Annotated in this window: 10 protein-coding genes; 7 read left to right on the forward strand and 3 right to left on the reverse strand. The window is 64.9% G+C overall.

The window, feature by feature from the left end; all coding sequences use genetic code 11:
- The first annotated feature begins 4 nt into the window (after positions 1–4).
- Together CDA09_RS14365 and CDA09_RS14375 are read left to right on the forward strand one after the other, a co-directional pair.
- Positions 5–1,687, forward strand: coding sequence for a glycoside hydrolase family 17 protein (locus CDA09_RS14365; protein WP_121429273.1), 1,683 nt, complete (start codon positions 5–7; stop codon positions 1,685–1,687).
- Positions 1,688–2,214: 527 nt separating this feature from the next.
- Positions 2,215–4,860, forward strand: coding sequence for a glycosyltransferase (locus CDA09_RS14375; RefSeq protein WP_121429274.1), 2,646 nt, complete (start codon positions 2,215–2,217; stop codon positions 4,858–4,860).
- A gap of 72 nt (positions 4,861–4,932) precedes the next feature.
- On the opposite strand, the gene CDA09_RS14380 is transcribed toward CDA09_RS14375, so the two are convergent.
- A complete protein-coding gene (locus CDA09_RS14380) occupies positions 4,933–5,859 on the reverse strand; it encodes a LysR family transcriptional regulator (protein ID WP_121429275.1) in 927 nt (308 codons plus the stop codon).
- A 96-nt stretch (positions 5,860–5,955) separates the two neighbouring features.
- On the opposite strand from CDA09_RS14380, the gene CDA09_RS14385 reads away from it, so the two are divergent.
- The 3 genes from CDA09_RS14385 to CDA09_RS14395 all read left to right on the forward strand — a co-directional run bounded on the left by CDA09_RS14385 (position 5,956) and on the right by CDA09_RS14395 (position 7,544).
- Entirely contained in the window at positions 5,956–6,732 is a 777-nt protein-coding gene (locus tag CDA09_RS14385; protein WP_121429276.1) for a ferredoxin--NADP reductase, read from the forward strand.
- A 114-nt stretch (positions 6,733–6,846) separates the two neighbouring features.
- Entirely contained in the window at positions 6,847–7,275 is a 429-nt protein-coding gene (locus tag CDA09_RS14390) for a hypothetical protein (RefSeq protein WP_128106573.1), read from the forward strand.
- A 23-nt stretch (positions 7,276–7,298) separates the two neighbouring features.
- A complete protein-coding gene (locus CDA09_RS14395; protein ID WP_286164146.1) occupies positions 7,299–7,544 on the forward strand; it encodes a biotin/lipoyl-containing protein in 246 nt (81 codons plus the stop codon).
- Between the two features lie 15 nt (positions 7,545–7,559).
- Here the strand turns inward: CDA09_RS14395 and CDA09_RS14400 are convergent, their stop codons facing one another.
- Complete coding sequence (locus CDA09_RS14400; RefSeq protein WP_121429279.1) at positions 7,560–9,506, reverse strand: sensor domain-containing diguanylate cyclase; 1,947 nt, start codon at positions 9,504–9,506, stop codon at positions 7,560–7,562.
- Between the two features lie 193 nt (positions 9,507–9,699).
- Between CDA09_RS14400 and ettA the strand changes: the two genes are divergently transcribed.
- Together ettA and CDA09_RS14410 are read left to right on the forward strand one after the other, a co-directional pair.
- Positions 9,700–11,364 (forward strand): energy-dependent translational throttle protein EttA, encoded by a 1,665-nt coding sequence (ettA, locus tag CDA09_RS14405; RefSeq protein ID WP_121429280.1) that lies wholly within the window; start codon positions 9,700–9,702, stop codon positions 11,362–11,364.
- An 88-nt stretch (positions 11,365–11,452) separates the two neighbouring features.
- On the forward strand, positions 11,453–12,433 hold the full coding sequence (locus CDA09_RS14410; protein WP_121429281.1) for an MBL fold metallo-hydrolase: 981 nt from the start codon (positions 11,453–11,455) through the stop codon (positions 12,431–12,433).
- Positions 12,434–12,503: 70 nt separating this feature from the next.
- Here CDA09_RS14410 and CDA09_RS14415 read toward each other — a convergent pair whose 3' ends face one another.
- The gene (locus tag CDA09_RS14415; protein ID WP_121429282.1) at positions 12,504–13,802 is read right to left on the reverse strand and encodes a cation:proton antiporter; all 1,299 of its coding nucleotides are present in this window, start codon (positions 13,800–13,802) and stop codon (positions 12,504–12,506) included.
- Positions 13,803–13,836 lie beyond the last annotated feature (34 nt).

Genomic DNA, 13,836 nt, shown 5'->3' on the forward strand with positions numbered 1-13,836 from the left:
CGCCATGTCTCCGCACACCCCGCCCCGACCGCACGACCGCAACTGGCTCAGCCTCCTGCTGGTCGGCCTGACCATCTTGCTGGTCCTGGGCATGGTGCTCGTGCAGCAGACCCACCCGGTGCCGATGCACGACCTGAAACTCGCGGACGGGGAGCGCCTGAAATGCGTGTCCTATGCCCCCTACCGCCTGCCGGGCCAGACGCCCTTCGACGAAAAGCTCGTAATCACGCGCGAGCAGATCGCCGCGGACCTCACCGCACTGTCGAAGATCACCGAATGCGTGCGCATCTATTCAGTCGACCAGGGCCTCGATCAGGTGCCCGCCGTCGCACGCGAAATCGGCCTCAAGGTCCTGCTCGGCGCCTGGGTCAATGCCGATCCCAAGCGCAACATGAAGCAGCTCGACCACGCGATCGGGCTCGCCAACGACTACGCCGACGTGGTTCGCGTTCTGATCGTCGGCAACGAGGTGCTGTTGCGCCGCGAGCGCACCGAGTCGGAAATGCGCGAGCTGATCGAATACGCCCGCGCGCGGGTGAAGGTCCCCGTGACCTACGCCGACGTCTGGGAGTTCTGGCTGCAGCACCCGAAGCTCGCCGAGTCGGTCGATTGGGTAACAGTTCATATCCTGCCGTTCTGGGAGGACCACCCCGTCGCGATCGACCGCGCCGTCGCGCACGTCGCGGACGTGTTCGACGAAGTGCGCAGCCATTTCGACAAGCCGCTGATGATCGGCGAGACCGGCTGGCCCAGCGCCGGACGCCAGCGTCAGGGCTCGGAGCCCTCCCAGGTCAATCAGGCGCGCTACATCCGCGAATTCGTGCATATCGCGCACGAAAAGGGCTGGAACTACAACCTCATCGAAGCCATCGACCAGCCGTGGAAGCGCCGCCTCGAAGGCACCGTCGGCGGCTACTGGGGCATGCTCGGCACCGACCTGCACCCGAAATTCCCCCTCGCGGGCCCCGTCACCGAGCGCACGGGGGTCGCCTCGCTGCTCGCCGGCGCGGGTCTCGGTGCCGTGCTGTGCCTGCTGCTATCGATGGGCAGGCGTAACGGCCCGTTGCGTGCGGCGGCCCTGTGCACGACGGGCGCCGTCGCCGGACTGAGTGCCGTACTGGGCTGGGAACACGCGCAACTTGCCTGGCGCGACCCGTTCGAATGGTGGCTGCTCGGCAGCATCGGCGCGCTGGGCCTCATGACGGCCCTCGTCGCGTCGCACTGGTCCGCCACGGCACCGCTCACGAGCGCGAGCGAAGCGTGGGCCACCCTCCGCGAGGGCCGGCTGCACGCGCTCGACGCCGGACAGGCGCTCGGCCTGCTGCGCGGGCTGCTGCTGTTCGCCGCGGCCATCGCCGCCCTGCTGCTGTTCGCGGATCCGCGCTACCGCGACTTCCCCGTGTTCCTGTATCTCGTTCCCGCGCTCGTGTTCGGGGTCACCGGGTGGTGGGCGGCGAGCCGGCTCGGCGTGGAGGAAACGGTGTGCGGCCTCGTGATCGCAGTCTGCGTCGTCGGCCGCTGGTTACCGGAGCCCCTCAATCCCCAGGCCATCGCGTGGCTCGCAACCGGCCTCCTCCTTGCCGGCCCGTGCCTGCGCGCCGCCGTGCGCGAGCACCAGCAGCGAAAGCATGGCACCCACGGCGGCGTAGTCGAAGCTGTAAAGGACGAGACCTGCAATCCCGCATAGCCATCCGCCCCAGGCGAGCGGCTGCCGGCGTGACAGGAAGGCGCCCACGCCCAGGATGAGGCTCGCCCACCCGAGGCGTTGCTGGACGAAAGCCTGCACGAGCATCCATTTCACCAGGCACCAGCCTGACAGCCCATCCGCAAGCCGCGGCGCACACTCGGCCGGGAGCACACCCGCCTCGAGCACTGCGTAGCGCAGCAAGAGGACCGCCGCCAGCACGATCGAACTCACCCCCGCCAGTCGCGCGACCACGCCGCGCTGCTGCATTTCTTTTCCCGACAACACCTTAATTCCTTGCGATTCGCCGGGCCCGGAACGGGCCAGCACCGTGTTGCAAATTAAACCCATAATCCCTTTGCTAAGCAGCAGAAAAAGCGCATACACTCCGCGGCCATCGGCTGTACGGTCCCGTATGCGCGAATTCTGGCATACCTGAAGTATTCTATTGCACCGCAAGATCCTAAGCCTTGTCCGCCCAGGCGGGGCATAGAGGTGTTTGATACAGTCCTCGAGGGACACTGATCCTGATGAAAAACGCGGCTTCGCTGATTTACCGAATTATCGTAGCGCTCATACTTGCCGGAATCGTCGCCGGCGCGCAGTACCTGATAGCAGAACGCTGGAACCGCGGCACCGAATTCGTCGGCGCCGCCAACAGCATCCACGGATACGCCTACAGCCCCTTCCAGCGGGACCAGAATCCCCTGCAAGGCACTTACCCGAGCGAGGCCGAGATCGGCGCCGATCTCGACCTGCTCGCCCAGTCCGCCGAACACATCCGCACCTACGGCAGCCTCGAGAACCCCTCCATCGTCCCGCTCGCGGCCGATCGCGACCTCACCGTGATGGCCGGCGCGTGGATCGGGCCCGACGCTGAGAAGAACGAGAAGGAAGTCGACGCGGTCATCGAAGCCGCCCGCAAGTATTCGCACGTAAACCGCGTGATCATCGGCAACGAGGCGCTGCTGCGCGGCGACGTTACCGTGAAGGAGCTGGCCGTCTACCTCGACAAGGCGCGCAAGGCCCTCAGGCGCCTGAAGAAGCCGGTCTCGACCGCCGAACCCTGGCACGTCTGGCTGAAGAATCCCCAACTCGCCGACAGCGTCGACTTCATCACCGTCCATCTCCTGCCCTACCACGAGGGCGTGCCGGTCGAAAACGCCGTCGACTACGCGCTCATGCGTTACGACGAACTCGTCAAGCGCTTCCCGAAGAAGAAGATCGTCATCGGCGAAATCGGCTGGCCCAGCCGCGGCCCGATGATGGACAGTCTGGGCGGCGGCGACACCAAGGGGGTTGCCTCGGCCGAGAACCAGGCACGCTTCATCCGCGAGTTCCTCGCCAATCCGCGCTCGGCCTCGCTCGACTACTACATCATGGAAGCGATCGACCAACCGTGGAAGATCGAGATCGAAGGCTGGGCCGGTGCGTACTGGGGCATGTTCAATGCCGACCGCCATCCGAAGTTCGCCCTTGACGGCCTGGTCGTCAAGGACGTTCGCTGGCACGAAAAGGCGCGCTCCGCCGCGCTGATCGCCTTCCTGCCGATGTTCCTGCTCGCGTTCTTCCTGCGCGACTGGAGCGTGCTGGGCCGCCTGTGGCTTGCAGGGCTCGTGCAGGCCTGTGCCGCGACGCTCGTGGTCGGCCTCAACGTCCCGGCCGACTACTATCTCACGCAGCGCGACCTGATCGGGCTGACGATGCTGATCGGCGCAACCCTGCTGACGATCGCGGTGCTGCTGTCGCACGGTTTCGAATTCGGCGAAGTGCTGTTCAAGCGCCGCTGGAAACGCCGCTTCCTGCCCTTGCCGCCGCACGACGCCGACAAGGAACCCTTCGTATCGATCCACCTCGCGTGCTGCAACGAGCCGCCCGAAATGGTCATCGCGACCATCGACAGCCTCGCCGCGATGAAGTATCGGAACTTCGAAGTCCTCGTGCTCGACAACAACACCAAGGACGAGGCGCTGTGGAAGCCGCTGGAAAAGCGCTGCGCCGAACTGGGCCCGCGTTTCCGTTTCTACCACCTCGATAACTGGCCGGGCTTCAAGGCCGGCGCGCTGAACTTCGGCCTGCGCCAGACCGACCCCCGTGCCGAAGTGGTCGGCGTCGTCGATGCCGACTACGTCGTGTCGCCGGACTGGCTGTCGTGCCTGATTCCGCACTTCGACGACGGCGACGTCGCCGTCGTGCAGGCGCCGCAGGCACACCGCGACTGGGAAACCCAACCCTTCCGCCGCATGTGCAACTGGGAATTCGACGGCTTCTTCCGCATCGGCATGCACCACCGCAACGAGCGCAACGCGCTGATCCAGCACGGCACGATGACGCTGGTGCGCCGTCTCGCGCTCGACGAGGTCGGCGGCTGGTCGGAATGGTGCATCTGCGAGGACACCGAGCTGGGCCTGCGCCTTATCGAAAAGGGTTACGACACCCGCTACGTCGACCACATCCTCGGGCGCGGCCTGACGCCTGCCGACTTCCCCGCAATCAAGAGCCAGCGCTTCCGCTGGGCCTTCGGCGCGATGCAGATCCTCAAGCACCACCTGCCCGCGATGATCGGCCCGAGCCGGCTCAACCTCGCCCAGCGCTACCACTTCCTCACCGGCTGGTTCGCCTGGCTCGGCGATGCCCTGCAGCTCGTTTTCGCCTTCGCGAGCCTCGCCTGGACCGTCGGCATCCTGTTCTACCCGAAGGCCTTCGGGCTGCCGGTCACTTCGCTGGCGCTGCCCATCCTCGCCTTCATGGCCTTCAAGGCAGGCCTCGGCCCCATCCTCTACCGTCGCACGATGGATGCCCCGTGGAAGGACATTCTCGGCGCATCGGTGCTCTCGGTAGGCCTCGCCCACGCGATCGCACGCGGCGTGTTTGCCGGTCTCGTCAAGCGGCGCGGCGAATTCGTGCGCACCCCGAAGGGCTGGAAGGACAAGGGTACCCTCGCCTTCTTCTCGCCGCTGCGCGAGGAGATCGGGCTGCTCGTCGCCCTGATGCTCGGGGCGGCCGTACTGCTCTTCCAGCGCGGCTTCGAGGACCTCGAGGTGCAACTGTGGGTGGGTATTCTCGGCCTGCAGTGCATTCCCTACATCGCCGCCATCGCGTGTCAGGTCGCGTCCTACATGCCGGAAGGCAAGGCCGAGACGCCGCTGCCGGCCGGCACGGGCCTGCAGACCTGATCCCGGGACACCCAGGGCGCCGCGTGGCGCCCTTTTCGCATCCTGCCGTATTCGCCGCCGGCCGCGTACCGCTCAGGGGATATACGTCAACGGAATTTCGTCGCTGCGGCGAGCGCCAGCCGTCATCTCGCGACACAAGGCGATGAAGGCGCGCATGCCCGGCGTCGTGAATTTCTGCCGGTGCCAGAGAAAATGGAAGGACCGTTGCAGATCCAGTTCCGGCGTATCGACCGGCACCAGGCTGCCGCGCCGGAACGCTTCCCGCAGCGCGAGACGGGAAATGCAGCCGATTCCCAGCCCGGATTCGACGGCACGTTTGATCGCTTCCGTATGCTCCAGTTCCAGGCGCACGTCGATGCGTGACGCCACATGGCGCATGGCCTGATCGAAAGTCTCCCGCGTCCCCGAGCCGATTTCGCGCAGGATCCACGAGTGCCGGGCCAATTCGTCGAGGCTCGCGCGGCGGCTGCTTGCGAGCGGATGCGACGGCGCGCAAAAGACCACCAGCTCGTCATCGAGCCAGGGAACGGCCTCGAGATCCGGGTGGTGGCAACTGCCTTCGATCATACCCATGTCGAGCTCGAAGCCGGCGACCTGCTGGATGATGGTCGCCGTGTTATGCACGCTCAGGTGGATGTGGCTTTCCGGGTGGCGCCGCAGGAAAGCCGCGACGATCAGCGTGCCGAGATAGTTGCCGATCGTGAGCGTTGCCCCGATCTTCATGCTCCCGAAGCCCATTCCGCCCTGTAGCAGGTCCTCGATGTCCTCGGCGCGCGCGAGGAGTTCCACGGCCCGCGGCAGCAGCCGCTGGCCAAGCTCGTTCAGGCGCAGGGACTTGCCGACCCGATCGAACAGGCGCACGTCGAACTGCCGCTCGAACTCCGTGAGGCTGCTGCTTGCCGCAGACTGCGACATCGCGAGCCGCTCGGCCGCGCGCGATACGGTCCCGGCGCGTGCCGTGGCGACAAAGACCTCGAGTTGTCTGAGCGTATGCTTCATATCGATTTTCTGGATATTGATTATCTGAATAATCCACTCATCAGCATAAAGCAAGCCACTACAATCGGAAAATCCGATAATGGAGCGAAGAGCGAAATGAGCAACCTGGCGACCGAGCGTGTCCTGAGCGTGCATCACTGGAACGACTCTCTTTTCAGTTTCCGTACCACTCGCGACCGCGCGCTGCGCTTCACGAACGGCCAGTTCGTGATGATCGGGCTCGAAGTCGACGGCCGCCCGCTCACGCGCGCGTACAGCATCGCGAGCCCGAACCACGAGGAGCATCTGGAGTTCTTCAGCATCAAGGTTCCCAACGGCCCCCTGACTTCGCGCCTCCAGCACCTCAAGGAAGGCGACCCGATCGTCGTGAGCAAGAAGCCCACCGGCACCCTCGTGCTGCACGACCTCAAGCCGGGCAAGAACCTCTACCTGCTCTCGACGGGCACGGGACTGGCCCCGTTCATGAGCGTGATCCAGGATCCGGAAACCTACGAACACTTCGAACGCGTCGTGCTGATCCACGGCGTGCGCACCGTGTCGGAACTGGCGTATCACAAGTTCATCACCGAGGAACTGCCCCGGCATGAGTTCTTCGGCGAGTTCGTGCGCGAAAAGCTCATCTACTATCCGACCGTCACGCGCGAACCCTTCGTCAATCAGGGGCGGCTCACGGACCTGATCAACAGCGGCAAGCTGTTCCGCGACATCGGCCTGCCCGAGCTCGACCCAGCGGTGGACCGCGCGATGATCTGCGGCAGCCCGGCGATGCTTCAGGACTGCTGCGACCTGCTCGACGCACGCGGCTTCCAGATTTCGGCGCATATCGGCCACCCTGGCGATTACGTGATCGAACGCGCATTTGTCGAAAAATGATCCGGCGTCCGGCGAAAACGCCGGACCGCTGCAATTGCCCGGTACACAACTGCGGTGCGAGACGCTCCCGGCAGGAGTACACTGCGTGTAACTCGCAGCAAGCCGGATAGATGCATGGAATACCCCCGCAGGACGGTGGCACTCCCCTGGTATGCCACCGCACGCTTGTCTCTCCCTCTGCTCGCCGCGCTGGTGGCGCTGGCGCCTCAGGCGGCACGGTCCGCACCTCCCCCGGGACACCCCTCGCCGGGCGCTGCGATGCAGCTCATCCGGTCCGGCACCGAACATTCGGCGGCGCAGCGCCGGACCGGCGTCGCGCTCGATTCGATCGACGCCAACGAGTACACGTACATCGAGGTCGATGAGGCCGGCAAGAGTTACTGGATCGCGACGGCCCGCATGAAGATCATGCGCGGCGACATGGTGCAGTTCGAAGACGGCGTGACGATGGACCAGTTCTACAGCAAGCTTCTCAAACGTACCTTTGAGTCAGTGATGTTCGTCGATAACGTATCAACCACACCAGCCGGCAAACAGCCATGACGGGCCGGGTAGTCGAAATCCGCATGCCGAAGTTTCCGGAATGCTGGGATACCTGCGGGAACTGCCGGACCGAGGACGTCTTCGTGCAGAGCGTGCTGGTGCAATCAGGGGAGTCGATCGGCTTCGACGAACCGCTGATCGTGCTGGAAACGGGCAAGACGGCCATGGACATCCCCTCGCCCCACAAAGGGACCATCGTCGAGGTCAAGGTCGATGAAGGCGACCTGATCGACGAGGGCGACCTGATCGCCCTCGTCGAAATCGCCTAACGCCACATACCTCTCTCAGCAGACACGGCACGCACGGTTGCGCCCGCTGAGCTTCGCGCGGTACATGGCCGCGTCGGCGCGACACATCAGTTCGTCCTCGTCCTTGCCATCCTCGGGATAGAGCGCGATGCCGATGCTCGACGAGACGCAGGCCTCGCGCCCCTCGAGCATGAACGGCCGTTCGATGGCGGCACGGATCTTTTCCGCAACCGTTTCAGCGTCCTTTGCCGAGCCGATTTCCGGCAGCAGCACGACGAACTCGTCCCCGCCCCGCCGTCCGAGCGTATCCGACGATCGGATCGAACCCTGCATGCGCCGGACCGCCTCGCACAGCAGGAGGTCGCCGGCGTGGTGCCCCAGTTCGTCGTTCACCTGCTTGAAATGGTCCAGGTCGATGAACAGGAGCGCGAATTCGTGTCCCGCGCGGCGCGCCTGGGCGAGCGAGTACGCCAGGAGTTCGCCGAACATCAGTCGATTGACGGCTCCGGTCAGGATGTCGTGCGTCGCCATGTGCGCGATGCGCTGCTCGGCTTCCTTGCGTTCGCTGATGTCCGACAGGAGCGCGATCACGCCCTTCATCCGGCCCCATCCGTCAGTCAGTGGCGCGAGGGAGGCGAGGACGGTCAGCGTCGCGCCATCGCCACGCGTCATCCTGAGTTCGTAGCGCTTGCTCTCCCCTTTGCCGAGATGGGCGAGTATCCGTTCGCGGCTCTCACTGCCGCCCTCGCCCCATAACTCGTCGAGCGCCCGCCCGAGCAGCTTCGCCTCGTCGAGCCCGACGAGCTGGACAAATCCGGGATTGACGAAAGTCAGCCTGAAATCCGCATCGGTGGCGGCGATGCCGTCGTGGGCAAGGTTCACGAGCGCGCTGTACTTCGCCTCGCTGCGGCGCAGGGACTCGCTTGTCCGCGCCAGCTGTGTGGCCCGCTCGCGCGTGATCGAAAAAAACAGCGCCGTGAGGACGAGCAGGATGCCAACCAGCACGACCGAAACGAATTCCGCCTGCCTGACGTCGGGGTCGGCCTCGAACGCCGGCAGGGCTTCGAGGCGAACGATCCATTCGACCCCGCCGAGGATCGCGCTCCCGGTGCTGACCAATCCGGTACCGGCGGCGCTCAGCCCGGGATGGCTGTCGTACAGGAGGGATTCAGGTGATTCGACGCGGTCGAACACCTGCATCCGGATCTGCTCCGGGTGCTGCTGCAGCATGTGTTGCATCAGCCGGGCCATGCGGAAAGGCATATACACCCACCCCCTGAGCGCGATCCAGCGCTCGGCCTCGGTCGCTATCGGCATTCCGTCGCCGAACACGGGCATGTAAAGCAGCACTCCGGCCTGCACGTCCGTTTCCGTCTCCTGTACCAGGGTGGTCTTGCCGGTCAGGGCGGCCTCGCCGGACAGCACGGCCCGATTCATGGCGTCGCGCCTGACAGGTTCGGAGTACATGTCGAAGCCAATGGCGCGCACATTACGCCAGTCGGCCGGCTCGAGAACGACGATGCTGCTCAGGAACCGGCGCGGTCCTTCCGGCCATACCCGATATTCTGCGTTGCCGAGTGCGCGCATCGCGCGGGTGTGCGCCTCGAGTTGTCCCGGAAGGATCCACTGGGTGAACCCGATGCCTTGCACGCCCGGATAGTCTTCCTGGAACGTCAGGCGCTGCAGGTAGGTTCGCCACGCCGCAAGGTCAACCTCGTCACCGGCACGCAGAAATGCCTGGCCTCCCCGCAGCAGCATGCGGTAGGCGCGAAACCGCTCGTCCACCGTCAGGACCACTTCGGCATTGTGGCTCGCGAGATGTGCAAACACCTGCTCATGATGGCGCCTGGCAAGGTGATCCCACACGACGACCGCAGCACCGATCGCGAACGCAAGCGCAAAGACGATCAATGCGACGCCACCCGGCGAGCAGTTGCGGCGCACCGGCCCGGTATCGGCAACCCTGTCGTCGGCAGCGTGCATGCGGCGGTTCCCCGAGGACGAACGGCGCAATCGAATTGCCCTGAACGCTCTAGATGTAACAAACAATAACAGCAGAGTCCACGGGGAGGACGGGATTGTTTCTCACTCCCGTGACAGCGCAAGCACTCCCGGGCTTGAGGTATCCTTTCCGCACTTCATCATATACGTTCCTCCGAAACGAAAAAGCGACGCAATGGCCCAATATGTAATGTCTATGCTCCGCGTGAGCAAGGTCGTGCCGCCCAAGCGGCAGATCATCAAGGATATTTCCCTGTCTTTCTTTCCCGGCGCGAAGATCGGCCTGCTCGGCCTGAACGGTTCCGGAAAATCCACGGTGCTGCGCATCATGGCCAACGCCGACAAGGAATACGAAGGCGAGGTGCAGCACCTGGCTGGTATCCGCATCGGCTACCTGCCGCAGGAGCCGCAGCTCGACCCGACGAAGACTGTCAAGGAAGAGGTCGAGTCCGGCCTGGGCGAGATCGTGGAGGCCCGCCGCAGGCTGGAGGAGATCTACGCGGCATATGCCGAACCGGATGCGGATTTCGACAAGTTGGCCGAGGAGCAGGCGAAATACGAGAACATCCTGGCCGCGGCCGGCTCCGACATCGAGAACCAGATGGAGATCGCCGCCGACGCGCTGCGCCTGCCCGCGTGGGATGCCGCGGTCGGCAACCTGTCCGGCGGCGAGAAGCGCCGCGTCGCGCTGTGCAAGCTGCTGCTGTCCAAACCGGACATGCTGCTGCTGGACGAACCGACGAACCACCTCGATGCGGAATCGGTCGAGTGGCTGGAGCAGTTCCTGACGCGCTTCCCCGGCACGGTGGTCGCCGTCACCCACGACCGCTACTTCCTCGACAACGCTGCCGAGTGGATCCTCGAACTCGACCGCGGCCACGGCATCCCGTGGAAAGGCAACTACTCCTCGTGGCTGGAGCAGAAGGAGGAGCGCCTCGAACAGGAACAGAAGCAGATCGACGCCCACATGAAGGCGATGAAGACCGAACTGGAATGGGCGCGCTCGAATCCGAAGGCCCGCCAGGCGAAGTCCAAGGCCCGCCTCGCGCGCTACGAGGAGATGACGACCGTCGAATACCAGAAGCGCAACGAGACGCAGGAAATCTTCATTCCGCCCGGCGAGCGGCTCGGCGACAAGGTCATCGAGTTCAACGAGGTCACCAAGGCCTTCGGCGACAAGCTGCTGATGGACAAGGTCAGCTTCAGCATCCCGCCGGGTGCCATCGTCGGCGTGATCGGCCCCAACGGCGCCGGCAAATCGACCCTGTTCAAGATGATCGAGGAACGCGACAAGCCGGACTCGGGCGCGATCACGATCGGCTCGACGGTGAAGATCGCGGCCGTCGACCAGTCGCGCGAAGGCCTGGCGAACGACAAGACCGTGTTCGAAGCGATCTCGGACGGCGCCGACGTACTGACAGTCGGCCGCTTCGAGATGCCCAGCCGCGCCTACATCGGCCGCTTCAACTTCAAGGGCGGCGACCAGCAGAAGATCGTCGGCAACCTGTCCGGCGGTGAACGCGGCCGCCTGCACCTGGCAAAGACGCTGATCTCGGGTGGCAACGTGCTGCTGCTCGACGAACCATCGAACGACCTCGACGTCGAAACGCTGCGCGCGCTGGAAGACGCGCTGCTGGAATTCGCCGGCTGCGCCCTAATCATCAGCCACGACCGCTGGTTCCTCGACCGCATCTGCACGCATATCCTCGCGGCGGAAGGCGACTCGCAGTGGACCTTCTTTGCGGGCAATTACCAGGAATACGAGGAAGACAAGCGCAAGCGACTGGGCGAGGAAGGCGCCAAACCGAAGCGCATCCGCTACAAGCCGATCAGCCGCTGACGGAAAAACCGCCGCCCGCCTCGCGATGGCGGCGTTTGCGCCATTCTCAATGACATTTTCATCGCCACAAATCGACAGGAGAATATGAATGTACAAAAGCCTCCAGCGACTCCTCGCAGTGAGTGCCGCGCTGTTCGTGCTTGCACCGGTCGCCCCGGCGCTGGCCGAGGCCCCGGTGGCGAAGACCCAGGTCCCGGGCTACTACCGAACCATGGTCGGGCAGTTCGAGGTCACCGCGCTGTATGACGGAGCGATCGAACTGGACGCCAAGCTGCTCAAGAATGCCGATCCGGAAGACCTCAGCCGCCTGCTCGCCCGCATGTTCGTCGGCAATCCGAAGATGCAGACGGCGGTCAATGCCTACCTGATCAACACCGGCGGAAACCTGATCCTCGTCGACGCCGGCGCGGGCAAGCTCTTCGGGCCCGGTCTCGGCTTCGTCATCGACAACATGAAGGCGGCCGGCTACGACCCCGCACAGGTCGACACAATCATCCTGACCCACATGCACCCGGACCACATCGGCGGGCTCGGCGAGCCATCGGCTCCGCCGGTGTTTCCGAACGCGAACGTCTACGTGTCGGTACTGGACAACGATTTCTGGCTGTCGCAGCAGGCCGCGGCCGCGGCCAAGCCGGAGATGCAGAATTTCTTCAAGATGGCACGGGAGATCGCGGCTCCGTACCAGGCGCGCGGCAAGTGGCGCACGTTCGCCGACGGCACCGAGATTGCCAACGGCATTCGCGCGGCCAAGGCCTATGGCCACACGCCGGGTCACAGCGCAATCGCCGTCGAATCCGCGGGCCAGAAACTGCTGATCTGGGGGGATGTCGTGCATTCCCACGCGGTCCAGTTCCCGCTGCCAGGCGTTTCGATCGAGTTCGACTTCGACCAGGCCCAGGCAACAGCGACGCGACGCAGTCTGATGTACTCGCTCGCGGCGAGCAAGACCCTCGTCGCCGGCATGCATCTGCCCTTCCCCGGCATCGGCCACGTGCGCGCGGACGGCAAGGGCGTCTACGCCTGGGTCCCGATCGAATACGCGCCGCTGCCCAAGCCCGCGCATTGAAGTAGCGGGGGCGCGCCACAACCGGCGATGCGCGCAAGCGCTGCCGCCGGAGCGCTCCCTCGCCAGAGCCTCAACGCCCGGACCAGAACCGGTCCATCAGGGGTTTCACGCTGATGCCGTGGCACAGGATCGAGAGTGTGACGACGATCAGTGTCATGTGGATCAGTTCCAGCGCGAGCTTCTCCGGCAGGCCGTGCTGGATCGCGTACATCAGGTAGTAGAGCGAACCGATCCCGCGCACGCCGAACCAGCCGGCGAGAGCGCGGGCGTTCCATGGCGCGCGCGTGCCCGCCAGGCCGATGAAGACGCTGACCGGTCGTGCCACGACGAACAGAAAGACGGCGAGCGACACCGCGCGCCAGCTCCATGAATCGACAAACAGCGTTCCGCCGATCAGGAGGATGAGCACGATTTCGGAAAGGCGCTCGAGATGCTCCTTGAAAACGAGCGAACCCTCGCTGACCGACGTCGCAGCCATCCGTTCCGCATACCTGCCCGTTTCCGTCACCGCATCACCATTGACCTGCAGGCGCTCGGGTTCATCCGGGCTGGCCCCCGAGAGCCGCCGCTCGGTCTGTCGCAACGCCACGGCCGCGAAAAACACGGCGAGGAAGCCCCAGGCGCTGATCACGAGGCTGAGACCGTACACGACCGCAATCAGCCCCAGGCCCAGGAAGTCGTCCATCAGGCGGCGTTCGGTCCGGTTGTTGCGCAGCCTGTGCCCGACATGGGCAAGAGCGGCCCCCGCCGCCACGCCGAGCGCAATGCCGGCCGCCGTGGCCCACACCACATCCACGAGAACCCAGCGCATGCCGAATTGGCCGAGCTCGTGCAGTCCCAGGAGTCCCAGTCCCAGCATCACGAACGGGAACGCGCTGCCGTCATTCATGCCCGCCTCGCAGGTCAGCGTGAAGCGCAGACGGTCGCGATCGTGCGGGTGCCGGATCTGGACGTCCGTGGCCAACACCGGATCGGTCGGGGCAACGATCGCACCGAGCAGCACGGCAGCCCCGAGCGGCAGCCCCAGGGCGTAGTGGCCGAATGCGGCGACCAGCCCGACCGTGACCGCCATCGCCACGAAGGCGAGGAGGATGGGCGTGCGCCAGCGCGGCAGGCTCACCGGCACCGGCATCTTGACGCCAGCCGCATACAGCGAGATGAGCGCTGCCGCCTCGGTCAGCACCTCGAGCAGGGCCGATTGCTTGAGCGGATTGAAATGGAAGAGGTGCAGCACCGTCGGTCCGACCAACATACCGACGGTGAGGTAGATGATCGCGCTCGTGACGGGCAGGCGCTTGAGAATCGACGAGGTCAGCCCCATGGCCAGCAACAGGCCGCCGACCAGCAGGAACCACTGTGCGTTAGTCATCAAGAATCCGTGATTGCAGGGGCCGCGATTGCGC

This window comes from Azoarcus sp. DN11 (assembly GCF_003628555.1).
Taxonomy (GTDB): domain Bacteria; phylum Pseudomonadota; class Gammaproteobacteria; order Burkholderiales; family Rhodocyclaceae; genus Aromatoleum.

What these genes read in the sequence shown, in the direction of transcription:
- CDA09_RS14400 (WP_121429279.1), bottom strand. Translation starts at nt 9,506, where the DNA reads ATGCACGCTGCCGACGACAGGGTTGCCGATACCGGGCCGGTGCGCCGC.
- CDA09_RS14385 (WP_121429276.1), top strand. Translation starts at nt 5,956, where the DNA reads ATGAGCAACCTGGCGACCGAGCGTGTCCTGAGCGTGCATCACTGGAAC.
- CDA09_RS14375 (WP_121429274.1), top strand. Translation starts at nt 2,215, where the DNA reads ATGAAAAACGCGGCTTCGCTGATTTACCGAATTATCGTAGCGCTCATA.
- CDA09_RS14390 (WP_128106573.1), top strand. Translation starts at nt 6,847, where the DNA reads ATGGAATACCCCCGCAGGACGGTGGCACTCCCCTGGTATGCCACCGCA.
- CDA09_RS14415 (WP_121429282.1), bottom strand. Translation starts at nt 13,802, where the DNA reads ATGACTAACGCACAGTGGTTCCTGCTGGTCGGCGGCCTGTTGCTGGCC.
- ettA (WP_121429280.1), top strand. Translation starts at nt 9,700, where the DNA reads ATGGCCCAATATGTAATGTCTATGCTCCGCGTGAGCAAGGTCGTGCCG.
- CDA09_RS14365 (WP_121429273.1), top strand. Translation starts at nt 5, where the DNA reads ATGTCTCCGCACACCCCGCCCCGACCGCACGACCGCAACTGGCTCAGC.
- CDA09_RS14395 (WP_286164146.1), top strand. Translation starts at nt 7,299, where the DNA reads ATGCCGAAGTTTCCGGAATGCTGGGATACCTGCGGGAACTGCCGGACC.
- CDA09_RS14380 (WP_121429275.1), bottom strand. Translation starts at nt 5,859, where the DNA reads ATGAAGCATACGCTCAGACAACTCGAGGTCTTTGTCGCCACGGCACGC.
- CDA09_RS14410 (WP_121429281.1), top strand. Translation starts at nt 11,453, where the DNA reads ATGTACAAAAGCCTCCAGCGACTCCTCGCAGTGAGTGCCGCGCTGTTC.